Here is a 26483-nt window from a genome sequence, read left to right on the forward strand (position 1 = left end):
TGTTGCGGATCACCTATGGCGCCGATACCCGGATCGCTTTCAATCCCGCAAGGTCCGTTCCAGAAAATCGATGAGCAGGCGATGGTGCTCGTTCTCTCCCTCGCTGCCCGGAACGTGCCCCTCGTCCATGTAGTAATGCGCCTCAACACCAAGCCCATGATCGCGCCGCCGCGCCTCGAGCCGTTTGGTCATCTGAGGAGACCAGGTCTGATCCTTCATGCCTGCGGCTAGAAACAGCGGACCTTCAAAGTCTTCAACCGCGATGGGTGTCGTTGGCATTAAATTGTCGCTTCGGCCTCGCCATGCCCAGGCGCGCTGGGCAGGGTCCCAGGCTTGCCAACCCGGATCACCCGCATCCCGAAAACTGCGCGCATCGAACGCGCCGCAGACAACATCGGGAGCTGCCAGACAGGCAACGGCATCCGCAGCGCCTTCGAGCTGTTCCTGCGCCATCAGCGACGCGACTAGAAGGGCATGCTCAGCGCCGCGGGAAACACCGTAAAGCGCCACCCGGCCATTGCAGGCCGCAAAGGAACGCAGGCTCTTAAGTGCCTCGACGGTGCGGAACAGTTCGATCGTTTCGATCGAACCGGCGTTCCACGCATTGCCGCCTTTCGAATAGGCATGCGGATAGGCAAGAAAACCGGAGGCTGCAAGAATGGCCGCGGTCCTGTGCGACCATCCGGAAAGGCCGCCTTCAGACCCGTGCAACACAAGGACGGCAGGATGCGGGCCCGCGTCTGCAGGACCATAAGTGGTCCCCCAATCGGGCAACAGACGACGATGGACGGCAAGTGGCATGACTTCAATCGGCTTTGTAAAGTGAGCAGGCGTGTGCATCGCGGTGATGATCACCCTTGCAACGGGTTTGTCTCAAGGTTGATGTTTTTCGATACACAACCGGATTATGGCTGAGTTAAGACCGGCTGCGTGCGGCGCAGAACGATTTCTCAGCGCATCGGTGATCATGAAGGCGCGCTTGGCGCGTGCACCATACCCTGGAATTGCGGTCACGCTTTGGAGTGCAGTATGCTTTCGCAAAGGAAAGAGGCTGAACATGGGGCTCGGTAACCAGATTTCGGACAACCTGCAAACCGTTTGGCAGCGGCGTCCGCAATTCCGATCCGCCGCCGCCGCATTGATTGTCTTCGCTGCAATTCTGGCAGCACCGGACGGAGCCACGGCGCAGGACGGATTCAGTACTGGCGATGATAACGGCGATGCACCGGTCACGGTGCCCGGGTTCGGCAATCCTGCTCCTGAACCGCTGCGCGACCGGCCTGAACTCGGCGCGGAAGGTACGGGTGACTACGCCGCGTTTCTTGGCCGCTTTTCCGTCCTACAGCCGAGCGAAGACCTGGCAGGTGTCTGGTCGGTCATGGGTGTGACGCTCCGCCTGTGTGGCGCTCTTTACCGCGGCGAAGGCAACCTGCTTCAAGTCGCGCCCAAAGGGTTCAAGATCGAGCGCAGCGACATTTATGTTCTCGGTTTCGCCGGTAAGGTCTGGAATGAAGACGCCTACGCGATCACCATAACCGGCGACAGCGAGAAAGACGCAGCCGCAGGGCACCCAGGCTGGGAAGTTGAATTTCGTGAAGACGGCAGCCTGCGGTCTTGCGGCGTGATGCTGGGGTCGCCAACGATAGACCGTCAGAGTTCGGCCACTGAGGATAGTCGGAAAAATGCCGCCTTTTTCATGGTGACCGCGTTTCCGCAAATCTACTCGGGGATCGTAACGGAACCGCATTACAACGGGGCTTTCCGGGTCGATTTGTTCGGACTTCACGAAATGCTGACACCGTGCGGTGGGACCTGGTGCAAGACGACGACCATTTACGATTTTCGTGATGGCAATTGGCAGTTCAGCTCCAGAACGAGTTTCAGTCGTCAATCCCAATCACGGTGACAACCCAGTCGTATTTTCCGGGTTTGCTGAAAAGCTGGAGGTCAATACGCCGTGTGCCCGGAATGCTCCTGCGTTCTATTTTGCTTCCGTGACAAAACCATCCGGGCTTTCGAGAAAGGAAAGCAGGTCCGGGAAAGCTTTTGGTCTGGCAAAGTAATAGCCCTGCAGCCGGTCACAGCCAAGTTTCGTCAGGATCTCTGCCTGCTCACGCGTTTCGACACCTTCGGCGGTCACGCCCAGCTCGAGCGCCTGACCGATTTCGATGATCGATCGAAGCAGGCGCAGCCCGCCGCTGCCCTCTGACACCAGAGAAACGAGGCGCCTGTCGATCTTCAGGCGGTCCGGATTGATCCTTTGCAGGGCAACAACGGAAGCACGTCCACTTCCGAAGTCGTCGACCTCAATACCGATGCCAAGATCGCGAAGCTCGTTAAGCCGGAACAGGAAATCGTCGTCCTGCTCTTCCAGGAAGATTGTTTCCAGCAGTTCAAAACTAACCGGGCCTGAATAGGCTTGAACGTGCGCACGGATTGCGTCGATTTCACTGTCGTTGACACGGTTTTCGCTGACATTGAACGACAGCGAAGGTGGATTCGACATCGTTCCGAAGGCAGTTTGGCACTCTGAAATGGCCCGCTCAAATATCATGCGATCTATGTCTGCGGCGACATTCAGATCCGTTGCGACGGAGAGGAAAGCGGCCGGGGCAACGATGCCTTTTTCAGGGTGCCGCCAGCGCGCCAGAACCTCGATACCCACCACAGCACCCGACGCGGCATCCACCTGCGGCTGGTAGAAGGGCTCGAATTCGTCGCTCTCGATCGCGCGCAGCAGATCATCCGCGACTTCCTTCGTGCGATGCACCTCTTCCAGATCGGACCGGTCGAATATGCCCAACTGGCCACGCCCGCGTCTCTTGGCCTTGTAGAGGGCAACGTCGGAGTTTGTCAGCAGCTGATCGACACGGGCAAGCGGCGTGCGGGCGAGGCCAATTGAAGCGCCGAACCGACAGATTTTCCCCTCATAGCGCATGGGGCGTGACAGTTCTCCTATGAGGCTTTTGGCCAGTCTCTCGGGGCGGTCGTCGTCGCCGTCGACATGGAGGAGGACGACGAATTCATCTCCGCCGATCCGTGCGATCACGTCCTGTGGCTCTGCGTTTTCGCGAATGCGCTCGGAGATGCCCAGAAGTACCTTGTCGCCCGCATCGTGTCCCATGGTGTCATTGATCTGCTTGAACCGGTCAAGGTCGATATGAAGGACCGCAAGTTCCCCACCGATCTCTTCGCGACGCTCAACGAGTTCGTCGAATCTCTGGGTCAGATATCGCCGGTTGCCGAGGCCGGTCAGGTCGTCATGAAGCGCCTTGTAGGTGATTTCCTGGTTCGCGGTTTCGAGCCTCTTCGAATACTGCTCAAGCGCGCGGCGTTGGCGTACAACCTCCGTGATGTTGAGACGCAGGACAACATATTCGCCTTTTTCTGTGCGGGAGCGAACCATACGATGGTGCTGGTCGCCGGAAAACTCGAAATCCTCGATGCCCGGTGTCAGGAGGTCTGGCGAATAATACTCTTCGACCCATTCATCCTCGCGCCCGATGGCGGCCGGGATTTTTCCGCACTTCGCGGCGTGCCGGAGCAGTTCCTTCAGGCTCGTACCCGCACTTATTCCGGATGGGCGGTCTGACATGGACTCTGCGTAGGCCGGGTTCCAGATGACGAGATTGTGTCCCTCGTCATAAATTGCGAACGGATCCGGGTAGGCCTTGATGGCGGAAAAGAGCCGGTCCTGCGTTTCCTCCAGCGCCCGGCGTTGTCGCACGAGTTCTGTGGTATCGATCCTGAGCATCACCAGATCGCCGTTTTCGACGCGGGTTCTGTGAAGCCTGTGGTGCACGTCTCCCGGCAGTTCGAGATCCTGAACCGGTTTGCTGACGTCGACTTCCTGGTGTTCGTCAGACATCCATTCTTCTTCCCGGCCGATGGCATTTGCAATCTTGCCGGCCTGGATCGCAATACGCGCGACATGCGTCCGGTGCATGCCGGCCTGCAGATCTTCGGAGTTGTTTGACATTGATTGCCGGTAGGCATCGTTGCAGACCACCAGCCGGTCTTCGGCATCGTAAATGACAAACGGGGCCGGATAGGCGTTCAAGGCGGCAAGCAGCCTTGCCTCCGCCGCTTCCGCGTTGCGTTTCTGGCGGACGAATTCCGTTGAGTTGAGCCGGATCACCACATAGTCGCCGTTGGACGACCGGGACCGCAACAGTCGATGGTGAATATCGCCATCCAGTTCGACATCCTGCCAGTCGCTGTCGAGCGTGTCCGGCGCCATAATGTTTTCAACCCAGGCGTCTTCCTGACCCATGGCATCAGGATAACGCCCGTGTCGAACGGCGGTTCGAAGGACTTCCCGAAGATGCATTCCCTCAAATAGCTCTTCGGCATCGTCGGTCATGGAAGACGCATAGCCCGTGTTCCAGCACACAAGGTTCAGGTCCTTGTCGTAGATCACAATCGGGTCTGGGTAAGCGTTGAGTGCGGCAACAAGGCGGGCGTGCGTGCGGTTGGCGGCCTTGCGTTCCCGAACGATTTCGGTCGTGTCGAAGCGGATGACAAGCATGTCACCATTCGGGACCGCACTTCGCAGAACCCGGTGATGGATATCGTCGGCAATTTCAACGTCAGTGGCAGGCGCCGTCTCTGTTGCATGCAACACCTGCTCTTTGAGCCAGGTTTCTTCGCGCCCGCGCGCTTCTGGGAACCGACCGTTCTCAAGAGCAATTCTCAGAACATCCTCAATGCTCAGCCCGGCTTTGACTTCCGAGGGATCGTCGCTCATCGAGGCGGCAAATGCATCGTTCCAGAAATAGAGGCGTCTTTCGTCATCGTAGATTGCGATCGGTTCGGAATAAGCACTCAATGCCTGTCTCAGACGCAAGTCCGGTGCGTCTGCGGGAGGGGCCGAGGCCGTTTCTGCCGCCGGTGCGCCTGCCGACGCAGCTTTTCCGGCAACCGGACTGTCTGCTTGCGTGTGTGGGCTGATCTCCCGGTATGTGGCACAAACGAAGTGACCTTCTTGTTCCGCGCTTTCAACAATAATGACGGAAAGGCTGGCAAGCATCGCTGATCCGTCCAACCTCCGGCATTTCACCTGATCAACGGCAAAGGCGCGGGTGCTCTCTTCCGGTTTCAAACCGCCGGCAAGGCCGAGCAGCTGAGAGGCGTTATCGAAATGAAGGCTGTTTATCGGCTGGCCCAGGATGTCTTCGGGTCCGAAACCGAAGCACTCTGAAAACGATCTGTTCACATGGACAATGATGGGGGTGCTTGCACCGGGCGCGAGATGGCCGATCGCAACGGCATCCCCCGTCAGGTCCATAAAGTTATTCTTTAGCGCCGATACATCCATATTGCCTCACAACCCAGTATTTGAGTGTAAAACAACAGGGTTAGATAAAAATAAATAGGTTCCAATACAGCTACAAAAACGAAGAATGATTTTCAACTATCCGTAAATCTAGCAGGTGTTTTTACACTTCGCTGGATTGTTCAGGTGTTTTTGCCGAATATTGTTCGTATATTTACAACCTGTTCATGCGGCAGTGGCGTCTTGACCCGCCATGCGCGTGTCATCAGCGTCACTCTTTCAGAAGCCCAAACAAGGAAACTGATGCGGCGCGGGCCTATCAGCCAGCAAATCGAAGCTGAAAGGTGTATTTGTGGACAGGGAAGACAGTCTCTCCACTCTTGGAAGAAACCGGAGCTGATGTCACTGTGGGCGCTCTTGAGTGAGAAATGGAGGGCAGGCCAATGACGTCCACATGTGCACTTTCAGTTCTGAAAGGTTCATGGCGCTGGTGCATTTTGCCCGTCTTCTGCCTCATCGCGTTCTCTGCAAAACTTGCGGCACAGGAAAAGGTGCCCGCAAAAGACCCGGTTCCGCAGCAGGTTGAGTTGTCCGACGGTTTCGTTGCCGGACTATCCGGCCACTGGGCCGCACCCGTCGAATACATTTCATGGTCTCCAGATGGGACGAAAGTGGCGACGGCTCCTTGGGGTTCGTTCGTAACGATCCGGGACGCAGAGACCGGAGAGGCAAGCGCGGTGCTTTATGGCCACACGCGCGAAATCATTGATCTGGCCTGGTCGCCCGACGGTACCTATCTGGCGACGGCAGCTGAGGGAGAACCGGCAAGGCTTTGGGATTCGCGAACCGGCGAGATGTTGCTGGTGTTCGACGGAGGTCTGCCCGAAACGTCTTTCGTCGCCTGGTCACCGGAAGGCAGCCGTATCGCGGCGACGATACCAGGGGGGCTCGTCGTTTGGTCGGTGACTGAAAACAAAGCAACGCTGATTGAGGCCGCCTATTCGACTGCACAGGCGCTCGCGTGGTCACCGGACGGAACGTACCTGGCCATCGCGGCGACGGACTATTCCGCCGACGACACCGGCTACGCCATTTTGCTCGTTGATGTGGAAGCCGGCACGGTTGCCAGATCGCTCACCGGATTGAAAGACGAAGTCATTTTCATGGCGTGGGCGTCTTCGGGGAACAGATTGGCTACTGGATCCAGGGACGGTACCGCACGGATCTGGGACCCCGGCAAAGATGAAGCTGTGTTTGGGATCGCGGACTACGAAGATGACGCCGTCAAGGGGATCGCCTGGTCACCGGACACACGGCAAGTGGCGGTCCTGCTTGAGGGAAACATGGCGCGTGTGCTGGATGCACAAACGGGTGAGCGCGTTGCGGACCTTACGTGCGGAGAACCGGGAAATGTGTGTGTCAACGTTGTCTGGTCGCCGGACGGCGACGTGCTTGCCACTGGCGACGACAATAGCAGCCTTCGCCTTTGGGATACGCTCAGCTTCGCGTCAATCCATGCTGGTGTGACTGAAGATTATTGGATCGAAGCGCTCGCCTGGTCACCCGACGGAACACGTCTTGCCTTCGGCTCTTCGGACGATTCTCTCAGGATATGGGACCTTGAAACGCAGCAAACCCTGCTGAGTGCTGGGGGAGACGTGCACCCTGTTGATCACGTGGCATGGTCGCCGGCTGCGCGTCTGGCTGCAACAGCAGACACCCAGGGACGCATCGTGATCTGGGACGAACAGACCGGAAATGTTCGGCACGTACTCGATGGTCACACCGAGGAAATCGGCGTTATGTCCTGGTCGCCTGACGGCGCGTTGCTGGTGTCAGCGGACGACAAAGGTGTGAACTATGTCTGGGATGCGGGAACGGGAGACCTGCTTTCGTCCCTCCGGGGTCACACCAACGATATCCTGGCAGTCTCCTGGTCACCGGACAGCACGCGGCTCGTGAGCGGTTCGTGGGATGGTACTGCAAGGGTCTGGAACGCTCGATCCGGGGCTCAGGAAACACTTCTTCAGAGCCATACCGACACTGTGCGTGCGGTTTCGTGGTCACCTGACGGCTCCATGATTGCCACCGGCGGTGACGAAAGTGTTGTGCGCATTTTCAATGCCGATACAGGCAAAATTCTCCATTCGTACGAGGATCATGAAGACGATGTTGAAAATGTCTCCTGGTCGCCGGACGGAACACTGTTGGCAAGCGCTGCGGACGACCGGACGGTAAGGGTCTGGGACGCAAAGAGCTTACAGGTCGACAAGGTATTTTGTTGCAGTGTCGATCTGACATCGCAGCTTGCCTGGTCACCGGACGGCTCTCGGCTCGCGACGTCCGTAAGTTCGCGCGTTTCGGTTTGGGACAAACAATCCGGCGAAATCCTCTCAACGGAAACGAGTTTTGCCTACTATCCGCAATTCATTGTCTGGTCACCCGACGGCGACTTCATCGCCGCCGGTTCACAATATGCTCCGACGCGGATCCACGGGACGAGGCACGGATGGTGGGTGCGTGAATTCAACCGTGACCTGCGCATCTTCAACGGTTTGGACTGGAGAGCCGACGGGTCGGTTTTGCTGACTGGCGATGAGGCTGGTCTGGTGGAGAGCTGGGAGCTCTTTGAAGGCCGGCGCAAACTGTTCCTGATGGATCGGCAAGAACGCTGGCTTTCCTGCGACTGGGAGACGAAAATGTGCCTTCGGGCCGATGAAGGCAAGCTGCTGCAATCCGTCGAAGCAGACGGGCTCAAAAGAGTTCCATTGCCGAGCGAGACGGGCGGCGAAGATCGCAAGTAAGCAACACTGTTTGGATGATGTGTGTCAGTCAGTCGTTCGCTAACACATAACCAATGCCGCGCACCGTCTTGATGACGGTGGGGTCGCCTGGATCCGGTTCTATTTTCCGGCGCAGACGCGAAATCCGAAGATCAATCGAACGATCGAAGGGTTCCCATCCACGATCGTGGGCGAGCTCCAGCAATTGATCGCGAGACAAGACCCGGCCCTTGTGGGTCGCAAACACCTTGAGAAGAGCAAACTCCATTGCGGTAATTTCGATCGGCGAGCCGTCCGGACCGGTCAGATGTGCGGCTTCGAGGTCCAAAAGGCATTCGCCGAACGCAACACGCTTGCATGCCGGTGCCGTTTCCTGTTCTGCAGGTGCCGGCTGGCGCCGGCGAATGACGGCCTTGATCCGCGCCTCTAGCTCCCGAAGATCGACAGGCTTTGCAAGATAGTCATCGGCTCCAAGTTCCAGCCCGACAACCCGGTCGACGGTATCGGACACTGCGGTCAGCATGATGATTGCCGGATCGTCAGACTCAGAGCGCAGGCTTCTCAGCGCGGTCAGTCCGTCTTCGCCCGGCATTCTTATGTCGAGAAGAACCAGGTCGGGTGTCCGATCGCTGATCTTGTCCCGCAAAACGGCTGCGCTTTCGGCCTCCTCACAGGAAAACCCGCGATGTGTCAGGTAGTCTGCGACCATGCGTCGAAGTGCGGGTTCATCGTCACAGATCAAGATTTGAGCACCGTTCACGTTCATTCCTCCGGCGTGGCTGAGGCCAATTGGTCGATGATCGCAAGCACATCTTCTTGTGAGGCCGGCTTTTCGAGGTAAGGGCGGTTCGCGCGGCCAAGCCTTGCAACAGCCTTTTCAGAAAGCGTGTCGCCAGTCAAAAAGGCAACGCGCTCGGCATTTTGAGGCGAGATATCCCGAAGTGCTGCAAGAAATGCGTCGCCGCTCATCTCGGGCATGGTCATATCGCTGAGTATCGCCACGAACGACTTTTGAGCGCAGATCTCCAGGGCTTCATCTGCCCTCTCTGTCATCGTGACGTCGTAACCCGTTTCTTCAAGAAGACTGGTCAGCATTTGGCGGATCCCCGGATCGTCATCGAGTACGAGAACTGGTCCGAATCTGGAGACCCTCGGCGCCAAGGGCTTCAGATTGTTTGCGGTTGCTGTTTTCGGTAGCGTGATCAAGAAGCGAGCGCCGCCATAGGGCGCGGCATCCACGGAAATCCGTCCACCGTGTGAGGTTATAATGCGATGACAAAAGGCGAGCCCGATGCCCGTTCCCTCGCCAATGTCCTTGGTCGTGAAGTAGGGTTCGAAAATTCGAGACCGCAACGCGCTCTTGATCCCCGGGCCGTTGTCCTCGAAAGCGATCGAAACATCATTGCTTTCGGGTGCCGATCCCACAGTGATGCTGAGCCTTGCATCATTCGGATTGTCTTTCAGCGCTTGTTCGGCATTCACCATCAAGTTGCAGAAGACCTGAACAATCTGATCCGCATCTGCAGCCACATGCGGGTCCGCCGGGTCAAGCGTTATGTCGATTTGGCCGCCTGAAGAGCGCAAACCGTATCCGGAAACCTCCGAAGCCAGTTCGACCATTTCATTGACCGAGACCAGAGCAATTTCGGTCGGCCGCTGGCGTGCCATTGCAAGGAAGGTCTTGACGATCCGGGCGCATCGCTCCGCCGCTGTCGCTATTTCCTCAACGCGCCGAGTATTGGCAGCATCGAGGACTTGATCCTTTAGCATCATCGAATAACCAAGAACGACGGAAAGCGGGTTGTTCAGCTCATGCGCAACGCCGGCGAGCAGTTCTCCGAGCGCAGACAGTTTTTCATTTTGATGCGCGACCTCGCGCTGACGTTCCAACTCTGCCTGCATTGCAAGTTGGTCCGTTATGTCTCGCACCGACGAAACGAGAACCTTGTCGCCGCGATAGTCCACGACTCGTACAGACATCAGGCCTTGCACGAGAGAGCCGTCAACAGCACGCAGTCTGACCGGGTAGTCGTCCAGACTGCCGGCGACCGACAGCGCTTCGAGGTAGGGGATGCGATCCGCCGGATCGTAAAAGAAATTTCTCGTTGTCCTAGCGTCGCCGAAGCGTTCCCGCGTCAGGGGAGAAATGTAGATGATTTCTCCGTCTTCCATTCTGCACATCAAAAACGCGGTCGGATTGGCGTCGACAATGGTTCTGACCATTTCATCGGCTTCACGTTGAGCCTGTTCGGCCCGCATCTTCTCCGTCACATCGCGGACCGAAACGAGAATACCGCCAAGGGCCGTGGAAAAAGTCGACACTTCAAGTTGCTGCCCGGCCGGAAGCCCTATCTTCAGGTCGGCTTTGCGATCATGTACCGCTCTTGTGATCCGGCGTGCGGCATCCTCAGAAGTTTCACTTGCGTGCGGAATGATCCTGTTGGCGGCCAGAAGACGCTCTATTTCGGTAAAAAACGAAGAACCTGTCGCGCCGGGATCGAGATCGCCATACACGAGACTGTCAAATGAGCGGTTCTTTAAGTTGAGCCGCATGTCTTTGTCGAAGAGCGCGACACCCTCGCCGAGCGCCTCGATCGCATCTTCCAGAAGCTCCCGCGCCCGGGCTTCTGCAGAACGGGCTTCGGTAACGTCAATTGCCGTTGCGAGCACACCATTCGATCGCGTGGGAAAGGTCGCAATCTGTATCCGTCTCCCTTGCCCGAACGTCAGTTCGCGCTGCGTTGTGGACCGATGCGCTTCGGCGATGAACTTGTCGACCTGAATGGAGTGTTGTGAGGACAGGAGATACTCCACCGGAGTGCTTGCAAGCCAATGATCCCGCACGGAGTCGCCGGGCGTTGCATTTGCAATCAAGCGGCACCATGCGGAGTTGACCCGTTGAACCCGCAGAGAAGCGTCCCAGAGGATCATTCCCATCTCGGCGCTCTCGAAGGCTCCATCCAGGAGCTCCATGGCATGATGTTCGCCGATTTTGTCGGGTGTTCCGTCTCGAAACGTGACCAGGTAGCCGCCACTGCGCGTCGGGTGGGATGCTCCGATCAGAATGCGGCCATCCGCAAGCGGGACTTCCATGTCACGGACGAAACTGCGAACCGCTTCCTCGCTCGCAACGGCGGCTTCTTCGATAGGGAGTCCGGGAAAGAGAACGATTTGACGGGTTTCACCAATCCGTCTGGTCAAGGCGCCGATCGTTTCGCCAACGCGCGGCGGTGCACCAGCAGGCAAAAACAATCGATCATATCGCTGGTTGGAAGCGACGCAGCGGCCCTCCGCGTCAAAGACAATGGCCGCGACATCGAGCGCATCGAACGCGTCTTCGATCCAGACTGTGCGATCGCGCGCTTCTGAATCCGCTGTTCTATCGGCTACCGACATCAACCCGCCTCCTGTGAACAGTCATAGCGTGCACGTTGGTGCCTATTGTGTCAGCAAAACCCGGTCTTTGTATCAGTTCTGTATCAGGCAGGCCGGATCTGAGTGATTTTTCGCAGACTGGGCAAACCGGGCAATTACCTGTTGGAGACAAAAGAGCTCGGCAGCGGAAATCAAGCAGACACGCGCATCTTCGATAATTCTCCTGTCCGCCGATCCGGGCGGATGGAAAAAACAGGAGAAATGCGATGCTAATTGAGAGTGATCCCGCGCCAGAGGCGAACGAGCCGGGCGTTTGGGCAAACAAGAAGACTGTGACCGTGTGGGGCTATATCAGCTCTGCCAATTTCAACGTGTCAGATACAGCCGCAACGGACGAAAAAGTGTCCGAGCCTGAAGTGGATGTTGGAGAGCCAGGCCCATTGGATCCTGAGCCGGCAGGAGGCAACGATGATGCGTCCCACAGCAGCGGCACCCTCGGCGGTGGTGATATCATTCTCGTCGACATAGTCGGTTCCAGCGCATCTGAAGCTGGTCAGGATCTCGCAGTGCCGACTGGTGCTGGCAAGGTTGAAACTGCCACTCCGCACACGATCAGCGTTGTAGACGGGCGCGAGCCCAGTTCTGAAAACGCGCTCGGCGGCGATGGCGAAATCATCCTCGTTGATATCGTCGGCGCGTCGGCTGGCGACATAGGCCGGGAACACGCCGCTGGTGATGATCTTCTGTTCGAACCTGAAACGGATGATAGCGAGCCGGGGCCACACCGGCCACATCCGACCAATGACGCGGGCGGGCTTCCTGGAAGCAGCGCGGACCCTAACGACACGTTTGTTTTCTCTTTTCCCGCAGAAGCGCGAAGCGAAGAAATGACTTTGAACTACACACCGATCAAATATGGCAACTATGCTGAAGGTGGCACGGATCTCGCGGCATCACTGAAATTGCTGGAAACACCCGAGGTGGACCCGGCGCAACCTGCCGATCTGGATGGTTGGGTCTACATCACGTTCGATGATCCGTTTTGATTGCAACCACCCGGCACACCTTGCGTGCGCTGGCGGTTGTCTTATGCATTTGAGAAAAAGGTATTGCCTATGAGTATTGCACCTGAGGATCTCGAACATGTCAGGGCGACGCGTTCTGCCTTCGCAGAACACAGGGATCGCACCGGAGCGCTTTTTTACGACCTGCTGTTTGCTGAAAACCCGGAATTGAAGTCGATGTTCCCGAGCGACCTTGCTGATCAGGGCCGCAAACTCGGTGCGACGATCGCCGTCGCCATTGACTTGGCGAATGATTGGGAACGTCTGTCTCCCATTTTGGAAAATCTCGCGCGGCGCCACCTTGGCTACGGTGTGGAGGCAAAGCACTATGACGCCGTTGGGGCAGCGCTTCTGGCAACGCTGAGCCAGGCCGGAGCAACGCCGGAACAATCAGGTGCGTGGGCGCGCGTTTATTCGAAAATAAGCGGCCACATGATTGGCGCGGCCTACCCGGATCTGCGGTGAGCTTCGGCTTTCCAGCGGCTTTCAAGCAAGGCGCTGCTCACACCGTCCAGACATCAATCTCGTTTTGCCGGCCACGCAGTTTGATCGGGTCTCTCGGCATGAATTTGCCAGGCGGGTTGTCTTCGGCTTCTGACTGTTTGGCCCGCTGCATCAAGGCCTCGCTGACAACGCATTTGCAGCCGAGCTCCCTGGTGGAAGCTTCCAGACGACTGGCGACATTGACCGTGTCGCCGACAACGGCAAACTCCAGGCGCCTTGAGGGGCCAATGTCACCCAGGATGACCGGCCCGAAATGCACACCGATTGAAACGTTGATCGGCGCAAGACCCTCCGCCTCGCGGGCCTGGTTGAAGCGGTCTGTTTCTTCAATAAGCTGTGTGGCAGCCTTCAGGGCATTGGCGGCGTCGCCCGGTCCCGTTTCCGGTGTGCCGAAGGTCGCCATCACGCCGTCGCCGAGATATTTATCGAGCGTTCCCCCATTTTGAAAGATCGAACGCTCGACAAAGGCGTGATAGTGCCGAAGCAGATCCATCACGTCTTCCGGCGAATGCTGCTCCGCATATTTGGTAAAGCCGACGATGTCGGTGAACAGGACGGCCACATCCTGCGTTCGGACGGCACCTATGTCCCGGTCGGTCGACGCCAGAACATCCACGAGGCTGGAAGGGAAGTAACGTGACAGGTTGGCGCGCTCCGCAGCAATATTCGCCTGACGCATCAAAAGCTGGTTCGAACGCCAGCCCTTCACCGCCAGGATACCGGCAACGATCAGAAAAACGACAATTTCCTGGACACGCACGCCGGGCCGCGTGCTGTTGGGGTCGAGTTCTTCATCTACCAGCGGATGACCCTGAAAGGCATTCGATGCCGCTTGAGTGAGTTCTGGGATCGTGTGCCCGAACAGGGAAACAACCGCAAAGCCGATCAGCCAGAGAACGGCCACCCAGGTGCCCATCGCCCAGACGGTTCGCCAGGAATAAGCAAGCGTGCCAACGGCAAGGAAAATGAAGAAATAGATGAAATTGTCGAACCGGTACATGAACGCCGTCGGAATGTCCTGATCGAAGAACGGGTTCGGCGTAATGAAAAGGACTGTCAGCAGACTGACATCGATAAAGATCAGTGCGAGTTCAGATTTTGAATAACCGACGCTTGCCATGCGTAATTGAAGCCAGCCGAGGCCAATGAACAGGAGAAGCATAGCTTCATAGTAAAGCACGTTCAGACTGAAATTGAGGAACGGCAAGAGGAGGCCTACCAACCCGAGGGCGATCGTCCGCGCGATGATGGCGAGCCGGTGTCCTTCCATTTTCTCTTTTTCAAGGGCTTGTGCCAGAAACGGATTTGAAATGGCTTGCTGCCGTTCGTCCTCCTGCATCTGCCTCAATCGTTCCAAAAACCTGAACGGCGGGCGTAGTCTTCGAACCGGCATGGTCACTCCGTTTCATTGCGGCATTCGCCGGACGATATCACCCAAGTGAGTGTGAGTTGAAACGATTTCGGCCGGGGTGTGCTGATGCGGCACAGGCGGATTGCAACATGGGAACGCAGGACCTGAGCGCGTGCCGCCTACCGGATGTGCAACGCGGCAAAAGGCCGGACGGGAGCCTAACCAAGCGACCGCATGCTGCGCAGCGGTTCTTGTTGCAAAGCCATCCGTTGAACATATTTCAGGTGCCCGATTGCGGCGCGAAAGGCTTCGTGGGAGGGCTTTCGTTCCAGAAAATCCATGAGGCGAAAGAGATTGATCGGCTGCCGTACGATCAGAGACTTGATGAGCTCAACAGCCTCTTCGAGCGCATAATTGTCTATGAACTGGCAAGCAGTCTGCGTTGGCGTCAAAACGTAAAAGTCCTGCGGTCGCTTGTCCGCGTATCTCGTAATGTCGAACGGTGATGCTCCCAACGCATGAAACTTCGGCATGATACAGCGCAGGTCGGCAGCCTTGTGTTTCAGCACGGTGCCCGATGTCTGTTTGAACTCGAGTTTTGAAAGAACCTTCGCCACATGCTGTCTCATCGCTGGTGAGAGAAGATCGGCATCCGAACGGTCGTATCGAAGGTCGTCAAAGACAGAAAGAATGTTCAGCCGTCGATCAGCTACGTGTAGATAGGGGCCAAGATCCTGTGCTTCGGGCTGATCGAAAATTCTCAAGGATCTGGACCGTGTTTTGCTCTTGAACCCGGCAGGTGACATGGCTGCGGAATGAGCGGAAAAGGATTTCCTTTAATCCGCCTCTTGGCTATATCAGATAGGAGCACCAGGGTGTCTGACAAGTTTGCTGCTGAACACAGTCCTCCGCGCCGCGGCTCAGTCTTTGGCGGTCGCAGCAACGACCCTGATTTCAACGACAGCGCCTTCGCGCCGAAGGCCGGCAACTTCGATGGCGGTCCAGGCAGGGTAGGGTTCTCTGACATAGTCTGAACGGACGTCACGGAAAGTTTCGAAATGCGCGCGCAGGCCGACGTGGTAGCTGGTCATCTCCACAACAGCACTGAAATCCAGTCCTCCTTCGGCCAGGACCAAACCTATCTTTTCAAAAGCCAGGTGGAACTGTTCCTGAATATTTTCCGGCATGGATCCGTCAGAGCGGCTCCCGGTCATGCCCGTCACGAAGACGTGGCCATGGGAGAGGATGCCCGGTGAGATGTTCAGATCATTTACAGCTGCTTGCGTTCCGTCCGGGATAAGGGCCCTGCGGTTCATCTCGGTTCCCCTGTTTCAGAATTTGGACTTGCCCTGGGCAGTTTTGAACGTGCCTGGAACCGTGCCGCGACAAGATATCATGCACGTGGTTGAAGTAGACGTTTTCGCCGAGTTGATCTAGGGTACGGACCCACAAATGAAGCTGATTTGGCGGCAGAAATGGCGAATTCTCGCGAGGAAACGCGCGAAGAGCGGGCTTTGTGCCCGGTCAAGCACGCTGACGCTGCGAGGTGAAGCCATTTTGCCGTCCCTTGGATTTGACCGTTTTGGCAATCTGCTGCGTCGCGAAAGGCTTGAAAATGAACCACATTTCCCGCGCTTTCGCTCCTCACAGCTAGCCAAAACGATCCAAACCAAATCAACTTCATTTTTGGATCCATACCCTAGCGTTTCAAGATGACGAAAGACTATTCGCTCACGTCCGAAACTGCAGACGCCGCGGTTCGCGATGGTGTCGCCAATCCGACATGGTTCCGTCCGAAAGTCGCTCCCGAGGACATTAGGCGTTTGCGGGAAAAGTCCGATGCAATTCCGTTGAGAGACACTGCGGTCTGGCTTGGGTTGATGGCACTTTCCTGTGCGATTGCCATTTGGCTCTGGCCCTCCTGGTGGTCGGCGCCGTTCTGGCTTGTCTATGGTGTTCTATACGGGTCCGCCTCGGACTCGCGCTGGCACGAGTGCGGGCACAAGACGGCGTTCAAGACGGCGTGGATGAATGCGGTTGTCTATCAGATCGCCAGTTTCATGCTGATCCGCAATCCGGTCGTCTGGCGCGCGAGCCATGTCCGGCACCATACCGACACGATCATCGTTGGCAGGGATCCCGAAATCGTCGCAATGCGCCCGCCGGATCTTCTGAAAATCGTGCTCAACCTGTTCGGAATTGTCGATACGCTCCAGCTTGTTAAACGCATGTTTCTCCATGCCTCGGGGAAACTGCATCCTGAAGAAAAGACCTTCGTCAGCGAAAGTTATGTTTCGAAGGTGTTCCTGGTCGCGCGCATCTGGCTTGCGATCTATGTTGTCACCATCGGTCTAAGCATCTGGTTCGGATCGATTCTGCCGCTCATGGTGATTGGCCTTCCAAGGCTCTACGGGGCCTGGCATCACGTGATGACCGGCCTGTTGCAGCATCTGGGTCTTGCGGAAAATGTTTCAGATCATCGCCTGAACACCAGGACGGTGCTGATGAACCCGGTCAGCCGCTTCATCTATCTCAACATGAACTACCATCTGGAACATCACATGTTCACGATGGTGCCCTATTACCATCTGCCGAAACTGCATGAACTGATCAAGCACGATGTTCCAGCTCCGGATCCGTCGATTTTTGCCGCCTTCAAAAAGCTGGTGCCCGTTCTCGTCAAACAGCTTCGCTACGCTGACGCCATCATCATTCCCGAGCTGCCGAAAGGTGCGACGCCATACCGGGATGAAGTCGAACGGCTGCGTCCCCATGCCATCTAACTGAGCCGGACGATCCAGACCTGGCTGTCGACTGTTTTGATTGAATGTGTGCGGAACCGCGTCAGGCCCCGGGTATTTCTCAAATTGCTTAAATCTAGTCTTCGGCAATGCCAACCGCTGCAAGATGCTGGTCTGAAATATAAGAAGGAGCACCTTACCCGATCAGATCGTCAAACGTTGGCAACTCGACGCTGTGATCGCGCTCAATGTGTTCATGGGCAATGATCACTTCCTCCATGCCGATGTCGGTGCCTTTCTTGCCGACGTTTTCATCGGAAGCAAAATCAAGCATCGACTGCTCGGTGTCGTCTTCCTGGTTGCCCGTGAAGAGGTTCTTGAAATTGAACGTGTCGTTGTTGCTGTCACTTTGGCGATCGTAGGTCCATTCGATCTTGGTGTAATTCATCGTAATTTCGGTCATCTCAATCTCCGTCGATATCTGATGAGATGACCTTAGGTAAGGTGACTGGAAAAGTCTGTGATCCAGGTTACAGGAGTGCTTTTCGTCCGTCCTGAAGGTGCAAGCGGCCTGGGTTGCTCCGACGGTGGCGCTGACAGTAACGGTTCGCAGAGCTCACGGTTATGTGGCTTGCAGCTGTCAGTCTGCAGGCCAATGATCGCCGCGTTCCGAAGCGAGGTTTTCTGAATGCGCGCGTTTTTCCTGTCGCTGTTTCTCCTTGTTCTGCCAACCCAGGTGCTGGCCTGCGGCCCTGAAACGTCATGCGGGGTGCCGGAAGGTTATTATCTCGCGGCCGTTCCCGAAGGCTGGGACGGCAAGACTCCTCTGGGGCTTGTCGTTTATTTCCACGGCTGGAACAGTTCGCCGGAGGCGACCTTCCGGAACAAGGCGATGATCAACGGAGTGACCAGCCGAAATGCGCTCTTTGTCGCTCCGTTTGCCGAGAGAGGATACTGGCGCCAGATCGGCGAGGGGCGCGCCGAACCCGGCCGCGATGAAGCGGCTTTCATCAATGCTGTTCTGGAAGACGTTCGCCGCCGCTGGCTGGTTGATGAGGAAAGGACACTGGCGTCCGGTTTCTCGCGCGGAGCCTCGACAGTCTGGAACGTTGCTTGTTACCTCGGCAATGAGTTCAGGGGATATGCACCCATTGCCGGAGGCTTCTGGCGTTCCAATCCGGAAGCGTGTCCGACCGGTCCTGTGAACTTGAGGCATATCCATGGGCTCAAAGATGGTGTCGTCGCCTATGACGAGATCGGCATCTACAATTCCATGCCGATCACGGAAGGGTTCGACATTCTCTCACACCTCAATGGCGTGTCCGCGGAAAGCCGCCCGGTTGAGAGCAACGACGCGCGCCTAGCCTGCGAGCGCTGGGACAAGAGCCGGAGCGGACGTGTTCTCGAACTCTGTCTGCATGAGGGCGGCCATTCGATTCCAGGTGAATGGGTTGGTCACGGCCTGGACTGGCTGGACACGCTGCCGGATGCCTCCTAAAGCCGCGCCATCGGATGGGACAATGTCGTTGATGAGCCGAAGCGGCGCGCGGGTGCGCGATCCGCTTCGAGCCTGGTTCGTTCAGGGGTTATGCCAATTGGGGGTGATCTTTTCGGATTGACCGGCTTCTTGCACGCCTGAGCGCGAGGGCACAGGAACCACCGACCAACAGTTCGATCACAAGGGCAAGGAGAATTGCACTGGAAGGCGTTCCATCCAGCACAATGCTCACCAGCCGCCCGGCCGCATAGGCAAGGAAGAGCGCAGCTCCAAGTGAAGCTGAGAAATGTCTCCACTCCGCCTTGAAAGCTCCGACAAAAATCAGAGCTCCAAGGACGGCCAGGTTGGCACCCGGCGCCCGTATCTCGCTGTAAAGGTCGATACTGTCCGGCAGCACGACCCCGTAGGACGCAAAGAACGTGTCCGGTGTGAGCGTAATTGCCCCGCCGATGCCAATCGCCAGTGCGCCGGCAATGCCGAGCGTCAGTGTTGAGATGAGTGTCTTCATGTCGATTTCCTGGTGATCTGAGGGTCAGGCCGCATGGGACCACGCACCGGCCTGGGCCGCCTTCGCTGCAAATTCGGCAAAGTCGCGGGGCTTGCGGCCGAGTGCACGCTCGACGCCGTCGGTCAGGTGCGCATTGCGGCCGTCCAGCGTTTCGCGCGCAATGGCTTCAAAAACGTCGGCGATGTCCGGTCCGGCTGCTTCGGCGACGCCGGCCCTGAAGTCTTCGAAACTGATCGGGATGTGCTGGATCGGCCGCCCGACGGCGCTTCCAAGTTCCTCTGCCATCTGCGCAAAGGTCATCAGGCGTGGCCCCGTCACTTCATAGAGCTCGCCCGAATGGCCTTCTTCCGTTAACGCCGCCACGGCAACATCCGCGATGTCATCGATGTCGATGATCGGCTCCAACACGTCGCCGCCTGGCATGGGCAAAACGCCTTCCAGGACAGGATCGCGCAGATAGCCTTCGGAAAAATTCTGCGCGAACCAGGCAGCGCGGACGATCGTGTAGTCGATGCCGGAGCTGCGGATGACCTCCTCGCCGAGCCGGGCGTGATGCTCGCCGCGCCCGGTCAGCATAACCAGCCGCTCGACACCAGCCGATTTTGCCGAAGCTGCAAGCGCTTCGACTTTCTCAACGGCACCTGGAATGGCGATATCGGGAAAATAGGTGACATAGGCGCGGATGACGCCTTCGAGCGCCGGGTTCCAGGTCTCCGGTTTGTCCCAGTCAAATGGGATGGCAGCGCCACGTGAACCGCGCCGGACGGGCACGCCTTTTTGGTCGAGGATATTGGCAACGCGGGAACCGGTCTTGCCGGTGGCACCTATGATGAGAGTGGGTCTGGTCTGCATGGGATCTCTTCCTTGGTTGAAACGATGACCAAGGAATAGGGAAGATGCCGTCTCCGGTATTGACCGCGCGTGCCACTGTTTTGACCCGCCGTGCCAATCCGGCTTTGACCGGCGTCAGGCGTGCTGAACGGTGCGGCGGTAGGAGGCCGGCGTTTCACCGCGCCAGCGCTTGAAGGCGCGCGTGAACGCGCTCTGCTCGGCAAAGCCGGTCAGGAACGCGACCTCGGCAAGCGCATAGTCTGTGCGTCTGAGGAGCCGGATGGCCAGGTCCTGACGCGCTTCGTCGACAAGGTCCTGGAAAGCGTGGCCCTGGGCCGCGAGCCGCCGCTGTAACGTGCGTGCACTCAAACCCAGGCGGGCAGCGACGTCTGCGACATTTGGAACGCCCTCGCTCAAGGCACGTGACACAAGATTACGTACGCGCCCGTCAAGTTCCTGAACCTCCGGCAGTTCCGCGATTTCCTTTTCCATATGGGAATCGAAGAAGGTTGAAATGCTCGGGTCGCCCAGTTTGTTGGGCGCAACGAGATGGTCCTTTGACACCCGGATGGCGTCACGGTCGGCGTTGAAATGCACCGGACAGCCGAAATAGCTTTCATGCGCGGAAAGATCGTCCGGGCCGGAATGTTTGAAATAGACCGCGTCCGGCGAAAACGGCTGTTGTGACACTTCGCGGCTGATCTGTGTGACGGCGACGATAGACTGTTCGTTGGACAGGCGCATCCCGAGATGGCGCTCGCCTGCCCGGTTGAGGGCCATGTAAAAAGCGCCGTTTTCTTCGAGAAACGCGTAGGTCGAAACGCTCGTCAGCACCCGGGCATAGCGTTCGGAACGCTGATAAGAGCCACGCAGGTCAATGGCCGATTTCCAGGCAAGACCGAAAGCGCCGTAGTCGTCGCAGCGCATGGAGGAGCCGACGCGGATCGGCACCGACGCGCCGTGCGGATCTTCCCGGGTCACACGTTCGCAGAGCGCGTAGTAGTCCTTGTCCGACACCATTTGTTTTGGGTCGACAGGCGCATCGCTGTCGATGCCAACCGAACGGAAGAGGTCACGACGACGATCGCCGCCCGGCAGGTCCGCTGACGTGGCCACGTCGATGACTTTTTGTACAAACAATGCCGTAATCTGCCCCATGGGGGACAAGTATAGCGGAGTGAATTGAAACTTCGAGAAGGCGTCCTTAATCAAAATCCCGGCTCGGAACCGTGGTCCTGGCCGGGATTTTTGAGAAATCACTTACATATCGTTTTGTTGCTGGATTACTTCGAATTGAGCCACGCACTCAGCTTCGACGTCACCGTCGGCATTATCAGGTAGACCATTGCCGGAACCATGATGATCGTCAGAACAAATGACCTGAGTGGCATGGGCATTCCGGAAAGGAGCGGTTCCAGGACCGCAAGGAGGGTCGTGATCAGCGGGTAGACGACAAGCCAGGTGAGGACCGCCATCTTGTTTTTGTTGGGAGCGGGCATGTCAGGCTGCCTCACCAGGAAGGTCGGCGGCAAACTCGATGACGTTTCCCTGATTGTCTTGCACGAAGGCAACCCGGCGGCCAACGTCGGCAAAACTTGTTGGCGGCAGAAAGGTCTGAACGCCCTTATCGGAGAGCTCGGCCATAACGGCATCCACGTCTTCAACCCTGAAGGCGAGGTGGCTGAAACCACTGTCCGCAAGATGTTGGTCGATTGCTGTTGGCGCCGGTCTCTCCTGGAAGCGTGCCGGATTGCCGACGATTTCAAGGCGAAATCCGTTTTTTGTCAGATAGGCGAGCTGGAGGCCCGGGAATTCCGGAACCGACCATTCAATCTCGACTTCGAAGCCAAGCTTTTCGGTCCACCAGGCAAGTGTAGCATCGTAGTTTCCGGTGCCGATCATGACATGTTCGACTGTCGCGGATCCAAGGATCGTGCTCATGGTTTTTGTCCTTTCATCAAATGCTTCAAACGAGGTCCCAGGCGCTCCAGTTCTCCTCTAGATGCTTGATGGAGGTGGTGCCGGGGATGACGACGATGTTGGGTGAGCGGGCTAGCAGCCAGGCAATTGCCTCGCGCGGAGCGAGTTTGGCCCCTTGCTGCATCGGATTGGCGCCAAGCGGACCGTAAGGGATGAAAGCAATCCCCTTTTCTGCGGTAAAGTCGACCAGATCCTCGGCTTCGGTTTCCTGCATGTTGAACCGGTTTTGAACGCTCGCAATTGGTGCGACCGCGAGAGCATTTTCCAATTGCGCGCGCGATACATTGGAGAGGCCGATATGACCGATGCGGCCATCAGCTTGCGCTTCGGCAAGTGCGGCAACCGACACTTCAATCGGCGTTTGCGGATCCACCCGGTGCAGCTGAAAGAGATCAATCCGGTCGCGGCGCAGGTTGATGAGCGCACGATCAATCTGCCGCATGAGCGCACCACGGCTGCCGTCCACCACGATGCGGCCAGGCTCAGGTTTGTCCACGCCGCCCTTTGTGGCCAGTACGACCTGGCGGCCTTCGAGCGCCTCGCCAACGATCTTGTCGGCGAATTCCGGTCCATAGGCCCAGGCGCTGTCGAAGAAGGTGACGCCGAGATCAGCGGCACGCCTCAAAAGTGCTACGCCTTCATCCCAGTGCGGAAACGGACCGAAATTTCCCGGTTGCCCGGTCAGACGCATCGCGCCGTAACCGAGGCGGTTCACAATCAGATCTTCGCCGATGGGGTAGGTGGTGTTGGTCATTCTCAATCTCCTGGTTCGACTGTTGCTGTCGGGATCAAGATGGCCGTAGCGGATGATATCCGGTAGACAGTTTATAAAGCTATTTGTTATTTGTATTGTGCATGAGTAAGCCTCTCGATCGTCTTGGTCTTCTGGAAACCTTCGTCCGCATCGCTGAGCGGGGAACCATAAGCGGTGCAGCGCGCGATCTTGGAATGTCGCAAGGCTCGGCAAGCCGTCAGCTCAAGGAGCTGGAGGACCGACTTGGTATTCAATTGATCCGCCGGACCACGCACTCCCTCGCGCTCACTGAAGCCGGTCTGGACGTCCTGTCAGATGCACGTTCGCTGATCTCCCGCTGGGACACGATGGAGGAAAGGCATGCGGGCGATGCCGACATACTGAAAGGTCCGCTGAGGGTCGTGGCACCTGTTGCCTTGGGTCAACTTCACCTGGCCGATATCGCCATTGCATTTCAGGTTTCGCATCCGAATGTCGTGTTGAACTGGCGTCTGGAAGACGAAGTGATCCGGTTTGCCGAGGTCGGGTGCGATTGCTGGATCAAGGTGGGTCCGGTTCCCGATGAAAGCCTGATCGTCCGGCGGCTCGGACATGTCGAAAGACTGATTGTCGGAACGCCGTCGATCGCGGACCGGTTGGAAGCAAGCACACCAGAGGCAGCGTCCAGGCTTCCCTTCGTCACGCTGACCCCGTTCGAAGGAGCGAAGATCGGGCTTACGTATTCTGAAGGTGAACGCTTCGAACTCTCGGTCACCTCAAGTCTCGCGACAAACAATATCATGTCGCTCAAACGCGCGGTCCAGTCCGGTGTCGGGGCCGCCGTCCTGCCACTCTGGTTTATCGCGGAGGAACTTGAGAATGGCGCTCTGGTTGACCTGCTGCCGCACTGGCGAGCCGCGACGCTCGATGTAAACCTTGCCTACCTGCCGGCCCGCCGGCAACCGCATCGCCTCGCTGCCTTCATCGAGGCGCTTGAAACCGGATTTCGCCGGATCCCCGGCATGACGGCATAACGTTGTGAATACCGGCCTTTCGACGAAAAACACCTGTCAAAGCCGAATACGCTTTTCCGTATTCGGGTCGAACAGGTAGAGGTGCTCCGGATTGAGGCTCAGGCCGACAACGTCGTCCTGGTCTTTGCGAAGGTGACGGTCGCCGCGTGCGATCACCCGCTGGTCGCCCCATTCGACGGTTAGAAAGGACGCTTCACCGGTGTTTTCAAAGGCATAGATCGGCGCATCGATGTCTCCCTCGCCAGCCTCATGGACATTGATGTCGTCGGCGCGCACACCCAGGACGACCTCGGAACGGTCTTCGGACGCGATCGGGGAGAGCTTGACGCCATCTTCGGTCAGAAACTGCCCGCCTTCGATCCTGCCGCGCACGAGGTTCATTGCCGGAGAGCCGATGAAACCCGCCACAAAGAGGTTGGCGGGGTCGTTGTAGATTTCATCCGGTGTTCCGAGTTGCTGAATGATCCCGTGCTTCATCACCGCGACCCGGTCTGCAAGCGTCATGGCCTCGATCTGGTCATGGGTGACATAGACGGTCGTGACCTTGAGCTCCCGGCTGAGGTGTTTGAGCTCCGCGCGCATCGTCACCCGCAGCTTGGCATCGAGGTTCGAAAGCGGCTCGTCCATCAGAAAGACCTTGGGCGTGCGGACGATGGCTCTCGCAAGGGCCACACGCTGACGCTGACCGCCCGACAGCGCCTTGGGCTTGCGATCCAGAAACTGGGTCAGCTCGACCTGGGCGGCCGCCCGTTCGACACGCGGACGGATCTCCGCCTTTGGCGTTCCGCGCACCTTCAGCGGATAGGCGATGTTGTCGAAGATCGTCATGTGCGGGTAAAGGCCATAGTTCTGAAACACCATGGCGACATCGCGGTCCTTCGGCAGATCGTCGTTGACCTGCCGCTCCCCGATCCAGATTTCACCCGATGTCGGTTCTTCCAGACCTGCGATCATCCGCATGGTTGTTGTCTTGCCGCAGCCCGACGGCCCGAGCAGCACCAGAAATTCCTTGTCGTGAATGTCCAGGGACTGGTTGTCGACACCGACAAAGTCGCCCCAGCGCTTGGTCAGGTTCTTGAGAATGACTTCTGCCATCTAGCGTACGGCTCCCATGGTCATGCCCTGCACGAAGTATTTTCGGATGATCAGCGCCAGCACGAACATCGGCGCCATGATGATGATCCCGGCGGCGGAAAGCAGGTTCCAGAGATCCCCTTCCTCGCCCTTGAACAAAGCCAGCCCGATGGGCAGCGTCACGGCGTTCTTGTTCGTCAGGATCAGTGCGAAGAGGAATTCGTTCCAGGCGATGATGAAACAGAAGATCGCCGCGGTCAGAAGTCCTGGCGCCGCCATTGGCAGGACAATGTTCCAGATCACCTGAAGCCGCGAGGACCCGTCCACCATGGCCGCTTCTTCCGTGTCCATCGGGATGCCGTCGATGAAGCCCTTGATCATCCAGATCGCAAAGGGCATGACGATCGCAAGGTTTACGAGGATCAGTCCCAGCCTCGTGTCCAGCAGCCCGACATCGCGGAACATTACGAAAAACGGCAGGATAATCACGACTGCCGGCACGAACTGCGTGGCCAGGATCATGACCAGCATTGCGGTTTCACCGCGCAGGCGGAACCGGCTGAAGGAATAGGCCGCGCAGGTCGCGATCGGGATCGCGAAGATCACTGTGACCAGTGCGACAATCGTGGAGTTGATGAGCTTTTCTCCAAGCCGGTATGGATCGTCGAACACCGTGCTGAAATTCTCCAGCGTCGGTGTGAAGAAGAGCTTCAACTGGTAGACATCCACATGCGTCTTGAAGGCCGCCAGAAAGATCCAGACGATCGGAACCAGCATGACGAAGGTCGCCGTCAGGATGAGGGCCAGTTGAACCGCGTTCCAGAACTGCCTGCGTTGTTTACCTGTCATCTCAGTCTTTCCGGAACACGTATTTGGCGTAGAGATACGTCAGGAAGATCATGGGAATGACCATCAGCCAGGCGACGGAGGCGGCATACCCGATCTGTCCGTATTTCATTCCGTTGAAATAGATGTAGTGGCTGAGCGTTTGGGTGGCTGTGCCGGGGCCGCCATTTGTCAGCATGAAGATCTGGTCGAACGTCTTGAGCGAGAAGATCGATTTCAGGATGATCACCACGGCGAGGACGGGTCCGAGTTGCGGCAGCGTTATGTCCCTGAAGACCCGCCACCCGGAAGCACCGTCGACCTGTGCGGCCTCGATCGTGTCCTGCGGGATCGAGGCAAGCCCGCCAATGAGCACGAGCGTCAGGAAGGGTATCCAGCCCCACACATCGGCCATGACGCAAACGGCAAATGCAAGTGTCGGGTCGGCCAGCCAGCTTACGTCGGCGAGCGGCGGCATCACCACGCCAAAGAAGGCGTCGAACAGGCCGAACTCCGGATTGAACATGAACCGGAAGGAGACGCCGATCAGTGCCGGTGACATTGCAAACGGCAGGATCAGCAGCGTCTGGACGCCTGAGCGGAGGCGTCCGCCTGGCGCCAATAGAAGCGCAAGTCCGAGAGCAAGGAGCGTGGTCAGTCCCACCGTGAGCAGGGTGTAGACACCCGTTACCCAGACCGAATTCCAGAACGAGGGTTCCTCGAAAAAGGCCCAGGTGTAATTCTCCAGCCCGATATACTGGTCGAGTGAACCGGGCCGGTTTAGCCGGCCGACAGTGGCCGACAGCCGGGCGCTTTCCATAAGCGGCCAGATTGCGGTGGCAAAGACCACCATAACGGCCGGAAGCACCAGCACGTATTTGAGTGTGTTGTCGCGCATTGGAGAACA

24 protein-coding genes are annotated in these 26483 nt (G+C 57.6%); 7 read left to right on the forward strand and 17 right to left on the reverse strand.

The features are described 5' to 3' along the window. Positions 1–39: 39 nt before the first annotated feature. Complete coding sequence (locus ABVF61_RS13705) at positions 40–840, reverse strand: alpha/beta hydrolase family protein (RefSeq protein ID WP_353994111.1); 801 nt, start codon at positions 838–840, stop codon at positions 40–42. Positions 841–1057: 217 nt separating this feature from the next. Here ABVF61_RS13705 and ABVF61_RS13710 point away from each other — a divergent pair, with 217 nt between their 5' ends. Then, on the forward strand, positions 1058–1906 hold the full coding sequence (locus tag ABVF61_RS13710) for a hypothetical protein (protein WP_353994112.1): 849 nt from the start codon (positions 1058–1060) through the stop codon (positions 1904–1906). Between the two features lie 75 nt (positions 1907–1981). On the opposite strand, the gene ABVF61_RS13715 is transcribed toward ABVF61_RS13710, so the two are convergent. After that, positions 1982–5287: an EAL domain-containing protein gene (locus ABVF61_RS13715; protein ID WP_353994113.1), complete on the reverse strand. Its 3306-nt coding sequence runs from the start codon at positions 5285–5287 to the stop codon at positions 1982–1984. A 431-nt stretch (positions 5288–5718) separates the two neighbouring features. Here ABVF61_RS13715 and ABVF61_RS13720 point away from each other — a divergent pair, with 431 nt between their 5' ends. Further along, a complete protein-coding gene (locus ABVF61_RS13720; protein WP_353994114.1) occupies positions 5719–8079 on the forward strand; it encodes a WD40 domain-containing protein in 2361 nt (786 codons plus the stop codon). Positions 8080–8107: 28 nt separating this feature from the next. Here ABVF61_RS13720 and ABVF61_RS13725 read toward each other — a convergent pair whose 3' ends face one another. Continuing rightward, positions 8108–8824: a response regulator gene (locus tag ABVF61_RS13725; RefSeq protein ID WP_353994115.1), complete on the reverse strand. Its 717-nt coding sequence runs from the start codon at positions 8822–8824 to the stop codon at positions 8108–8110. Beyond that, complete coding sequence (locus tag ABVF61_RS13730; RefSeq protein ID WP_353994116.1) at positions 8821–11454, reverse strand: PAS-domain containing protein; 2634 nt, start codon at positions 11452–11454, stop codon at positions 8821–8823. The genes ABVF61_RS13725 and ABVF61_RS13730 overlap by 4 nt, the downstream gene beginning before the upstream one ends. A gap of 245 nt (positions 11455–11699) precedes the next feature. Between ABVF61_RS13730 and ABVF61_RS13735 the strand changes: the two genes are divergently transcribed. After that, positions 11700–12479: a hypothetical protein gene (locus tag ABVF61_RS13735; protein WP_353994117.1), complete on the forward strand. Its 780-nt coding sequence runs from the start codon at positions 11700–11702 to the stop codon at positions 12477–12479. Positions 12480–12548: 69 nt separating this feature from the next. Continuing rightward, positions 12549–12962 (forward strand): globin domain-containing protein, encoded by a 414-nt coding sequence (locus ABVF61_RS13740; RefSeq protein ID WP_353994118.1) that lies wholly within the window; start codon positions 12549–12551, stop codon positions 12960–12962. Between the two features lie 37 nt (positions 12963–12999). Here ABVF61_RS13740 and ABVF61_RS13745 read toward each other — a convergent pair whose 3' ends face one another. From ABVF61_RS13745 to ABVF61_RS13755, 3 genes are all read right to left on the reverse strand, one after another. Then, the gene (locus ABVF61_RS13745) at positions 13000–14394 is read right to left on the reverse strand and encodes an adenylate/guanylate cyclase domain-containing protein (RefSeq protein WP_353994119.1); all 1395 of its coding nucleotides are present in this window, start codon (positions 14392–14394) and stop codon (positions 13000–13002) included. Positions 14395–14570: 176 nt separating this feature from the next. Next, on the reverse strand, positions 14571–15116 hold the full coding sequence (locus tag ABVF61_RS13750; protein ID WP_353994120.1) for a hypothetical protein: 546 nt from the start codon (positions 15114–15116) through the stop codon (positions 14571–14573). 156 nt (positions 15117–15272) lie between these two features. Beyond that, entirely contained in the window at positions 15273–15668 is a 396-nt protein-coding gene (locus ABVF61_RS13755; RefSeq protein WP_353994121.1) for a RidA family protein, read from the reverse strand. 396 nt (positions 15669–16064) lie between these two features. On the opposite strand from ABVF61_RS13755, the gene ABVF61_RS13760 reads away from it, so the two are divergent. Beyond that, a complete protein-coding gene (locus tag ABVF61_RS13760; RefSeq protein ID WP_353994122.1) occupies positions 16065–17135 on the forward strand; it encodes a fatty acid desaturase family protein in 1071 nt (356 codons plus the stop codon). A gap of 154 nt (positions 17136–17289) precedes the next feature. Here the strand turns inward: ABVF61_RS13760 and ABVF61_RS13765 are convergent, their stop codons facing one another. Continuing rightward, positions 17290–17556 (reverse strand): hypothetical protein, encoded by a 267-nt coding sequence (locus ABVF61_RS13765; protein ID WP_353994123.1) that lies wholly within the window; start codon positions 17554–17556, stop codon positions 17290–17292. Between the two features lie 225 nt (positions 17557–17781). On the opposite strand from ABVF61_RS13765, the gene ABVF61_RS13770 reads away from it, so the two are divergent. Further along, positions 17782–18591: a CE1 family esterase gene (locus tag ABVF61_RS13770; protein ID WP_353994124.1), complete on the forward strand. Its 810-nt coding sequence runs from the start codon at positions 17782–17784 to the stop codon at positions 18589–18591. Positions 18592–18679: 88 nt separating this feature from the next. Here ABVF61_RS13770 and ABVF61_RS13775 read toward each other — a convergent pair whose 3' ends face one another. The 6 genes from ABVF61_RS13775 to ABVF61_RS13800 form a co-directional block, all read right to left on the reverse strand. After that, a complete protein-coding gene (locus ABVF61_RS13775) occupies positions 18680–19099 on the reverse strand; it encodes a DUF4345 domain-containing protein (RefSeq protein ID WP_353994125.1) in 420 nt (139 codons plus the stop codon). 24 nt (positions 19100–19123) lie between these two features. Next, the gene (locus tag ABVF61_RS13780) at positions 19124–19951 is read right to left on the reverse strand and encodes an NAD(P)H-binding protein (protein WP_353994126.1); all 828 of its coding nucleotides are present in this window, start codon (positions 19949–19951) and stop codon (positions 19124–19126) included. Between the two features lie 114 nt (positions 19952–20065). Next, positions 20066–21070: an AraC family transcriptional regulator gene (locus ABVF61_RS13785; RefSeq protein ID WP_353994127.1), complete on the reverse strand. Its 1005-nt coding sequence runs from the start codon at positions 21068–21070 to the stop codon at positions 20066–20068. A gap of 143 nt (positions 21071–21213) precedes the next feature. Further along, the gene (locus ABVF61_RS13790) at positions 21214–21429 is read right to left on the reverse strand and encodes a putative antibiotic biosynthesis monooxygenase (RefSeq protein ID WP_353994128.1); all 216 of its coding nucleotides are present in this window, start codon (positions 21427–21429) and stop codon (positions 21214–21216) included. A 1-nt stretch (position 21430) separates the two neighbouring features. Next, a complete protein-coding gene (locus ABVF61_RS13795) occupies positions 21431–21871 on the reverse strand; it encodes a VOC family protein (protein WP_353994129.1) in 441 nt (146 codons plus the stop codon). Between the two features lie 25 nt (positions 21872–21896). Continuing rightward, positions 21897–22664: an aldo/keto reductase gene (locus ABVF61_RS13800; RefSeq protein WP_353994130.1), complete on the reverse strand. Its 768-nt coding sequence runs from the start codon at positions 22662–22664 to the stop codon at positions 21897–21899. Between the two features lie 101 nt (positions 22665–22765). Between ABVF61_RS13800 and ABVF61_RS13805 the strand changes: the two genes are divergently transcribed. Next, positions 22766–23677 (forward strand): LysR family transcriptional regulator, encoded by a 912-nt coding sequence (locus ABVF61_RS13805; RefSeq protein WP_353994131.1) that lies wholly within the window; start codon positions 22766–22768, stop codon positions 23675–23677. 36 nt (positions 23678–23713) lie between these two features. On the opposite strand, the gene ABVF61_RS13810 is transcribed toward ABVF61_RS13805, so the two are convergent. Genes ABVF61_RS13810 through ABVF61_RS13820 form a run of 3 tightly spaced genes read right to left on the reverse strand, consistent with a single transcriptional unit; the run spans position 23714 to position 26474 of the window. After that, positions 23714–24772 (reverse strand): ABC transporter ATP-binding protein, encoded by a 1059-nt coding sequence (locus tag ABVF61_RS13810; protein WP_353994132.1) that lies wholly within the window; start codon positions 24770–24772, stop codon positions 23714–23716. Beyond that, complete coding sequence (locus ABVF61_RS13815) at positions 24773–25600, reverse strand: carbohydrate ABC transporter permease (protein WP_353994133.1); 828 nt, start codon at positions 25598–25600, stop codon at positions 24773–24775. It abuts the gene before it with no gap. 1 nt (position 25601) lies between these two features. Further along, entirely contained in the window at positions 25602–26474 is an 873-nt protein-coding gene (locus ABVF61_RS13820) for a carbohydrate ABC transporter permease (RefSeq protein WP_353994134.1), read from the reverse strand. Positions 26475–26483 lie beyond the last annotated feature (9 nt).

Origin of the sequence: Roseibium sp. HPY-6 (genome assembly GCF_040530035.1) — a bacterium.
Taxonomy (GTDB): domain Bacteria; phylum Pseudomonadota; class Alphaproteobacteria; order Rhizobiales; family Stappiaceae; genus Roseibium.

Coding starts and splice junctions, on each gene's coding strand:
- ABVF61_RS13800 (WP_353994130.1), bottom strand. CDS start 22,664: ATGACCAACACCACCTACCCCATCGGCGAAGATCTGATTGTGAACCGC.
- ABVF61_RS13720 (WP_353994114.1), top strand. CDS start 5,719: ATGACGTCCACATGTGCACTTTCAGTTCTGAAAGGTTCATGGCGCTGG.
- ABVF61_RS13760 (WP_353994122.1), top strand. CDS start 16,065: ATGACGAAAGACTATTCGCTCACGTCCGAAACTGCAGACGCCGCGGTT.
- ABVF61_RS13705 (WP_353994111.1), bottom strand. CDS start 840: ATGCACACGCCTGCTCACTTTACAAAGCCGATTGAAGTCATGCCACTT.
- ABVF61_RS13765 (WP_353994123.1), bottom strand. CDS start 17,556: ATGACCGAAATTACGATGAATTACACCAAGATCGAATGGACCTACGAT.
- ABVF61_RS13740 (WP_353994118.1), top strand. CDS start 12,549: ATGAGTATTGCACCTGAGGATCTCGAACATGTCAGGGCGACGCGTTCT.
- ABVF61_RS13730 (WP_353994116.1), bottom strand. CDS start 11,454: ATGTCGGTAGCCGATAGAACAGCGGATTCAGAAGCGCGCGATCGCACA.
- ABVF61_RS13710 (WP_353994112.1), top strand. CDS start 1,058: ATGGGGCTCGGTAACCAGATTTCGGACAACCTGCAAACCGTTTGGCAG.
- ABVF61_RS13770 (WP_353994124.1), top strand. CDS start 17,782: ATGCGCGCGTTTTTCCTGTCGCTGTTTCTCCTTGTTCTGCCAACCCAG.
- ABVF61_RS13795 (WP_353994129.1), bottom strand. CDS start 21,871: ATGAGCACGATCCTTGGATCCGCGACAGTCGAACATGTCATGATCGGC.
- ABVF61_RS13755 (WP_353994121.1), bottom strand. CDS start 15,668: ATGAACCGCAGGGCCCTTATCCCGGACGGAACGCAAGCAGCTGTAAAT.
- ABVF61_RS13745 (WP_353994119.1), bottom strand. CDS start 14,394: ATGCCGGTTCGAAGACTACGCCCGCCGTTCAGGTTTTTGGAACGATTG.
- ABVF61_RS13725 (WP_353994115.1), bottom strand. CDS start 8,824: ATGAACGTGAACGGTGCTCAAATCTTGATCTGTGACGATGAACCCGCA.
- ABVF61_RS13805 (WP_353994131.1), top strand. CDS start 22,766: ATGAGTAAGCCTCTCGATCGTCTTGGTCTTCTGGAAACCTTCGTCCGC.
- ABVF61_RS13780 (WP_353994126.1), bottom strand. CDS start 19,951: ATGCAGACCAGACCCACTCTCATCATAGGTGCCACCGGCAAGACCGGT.
- ABVF61_RS13715 (WP_353994113.1), bottom strand. CDS start 5,287: ATGGACCTGACGGGGGATGCCGTTGCGATCGGCCATCTCGCGCCCGGT.
- ABVF61_RS13775 (WP_353994125.1), bottom strand. CDS start 19,099: ATGAAGACACTCATCTCAACACTGACGCTCGGCATTGCCGGCGCACTG.
- ABVF61_RS13815 (WP_353994133.1), bottom strand. CDS start 25,600: ATGACAGGTAAACAACGCAGGCAGTTCTGGAACGCGGTTCAACTGGCC.
- ABVF61_RS13790 (WP_353994128.1), bottom strand. CDS start 21,429: ATGCCCGCTCCCAACAAAAACAAGATGGCGGTCCTCACCTGGCTTGTC.
- ABVF61_RS13820 (WP_353994134.1), bottom strand. CDS start 26,474: ATGCGCGACAACACACTCAAATACGTGCTGGTGCTTCCGGCCGTTATG.
- ABVF61_RS13810 (WP_353994132.1), bottom strand. CDS start 24,772: ATGGCAGAAGTCATTCTCAAGAACCTGACCAAGCGCTGGGGCGACTTT.
- ABVF61_RS13735 (WP_353994117.1), top strand. CDS start 11,700: ATGCTAATTGAGAGTGATCCCGCGCCAGAGGCGAACGAGCCGGGCGTT.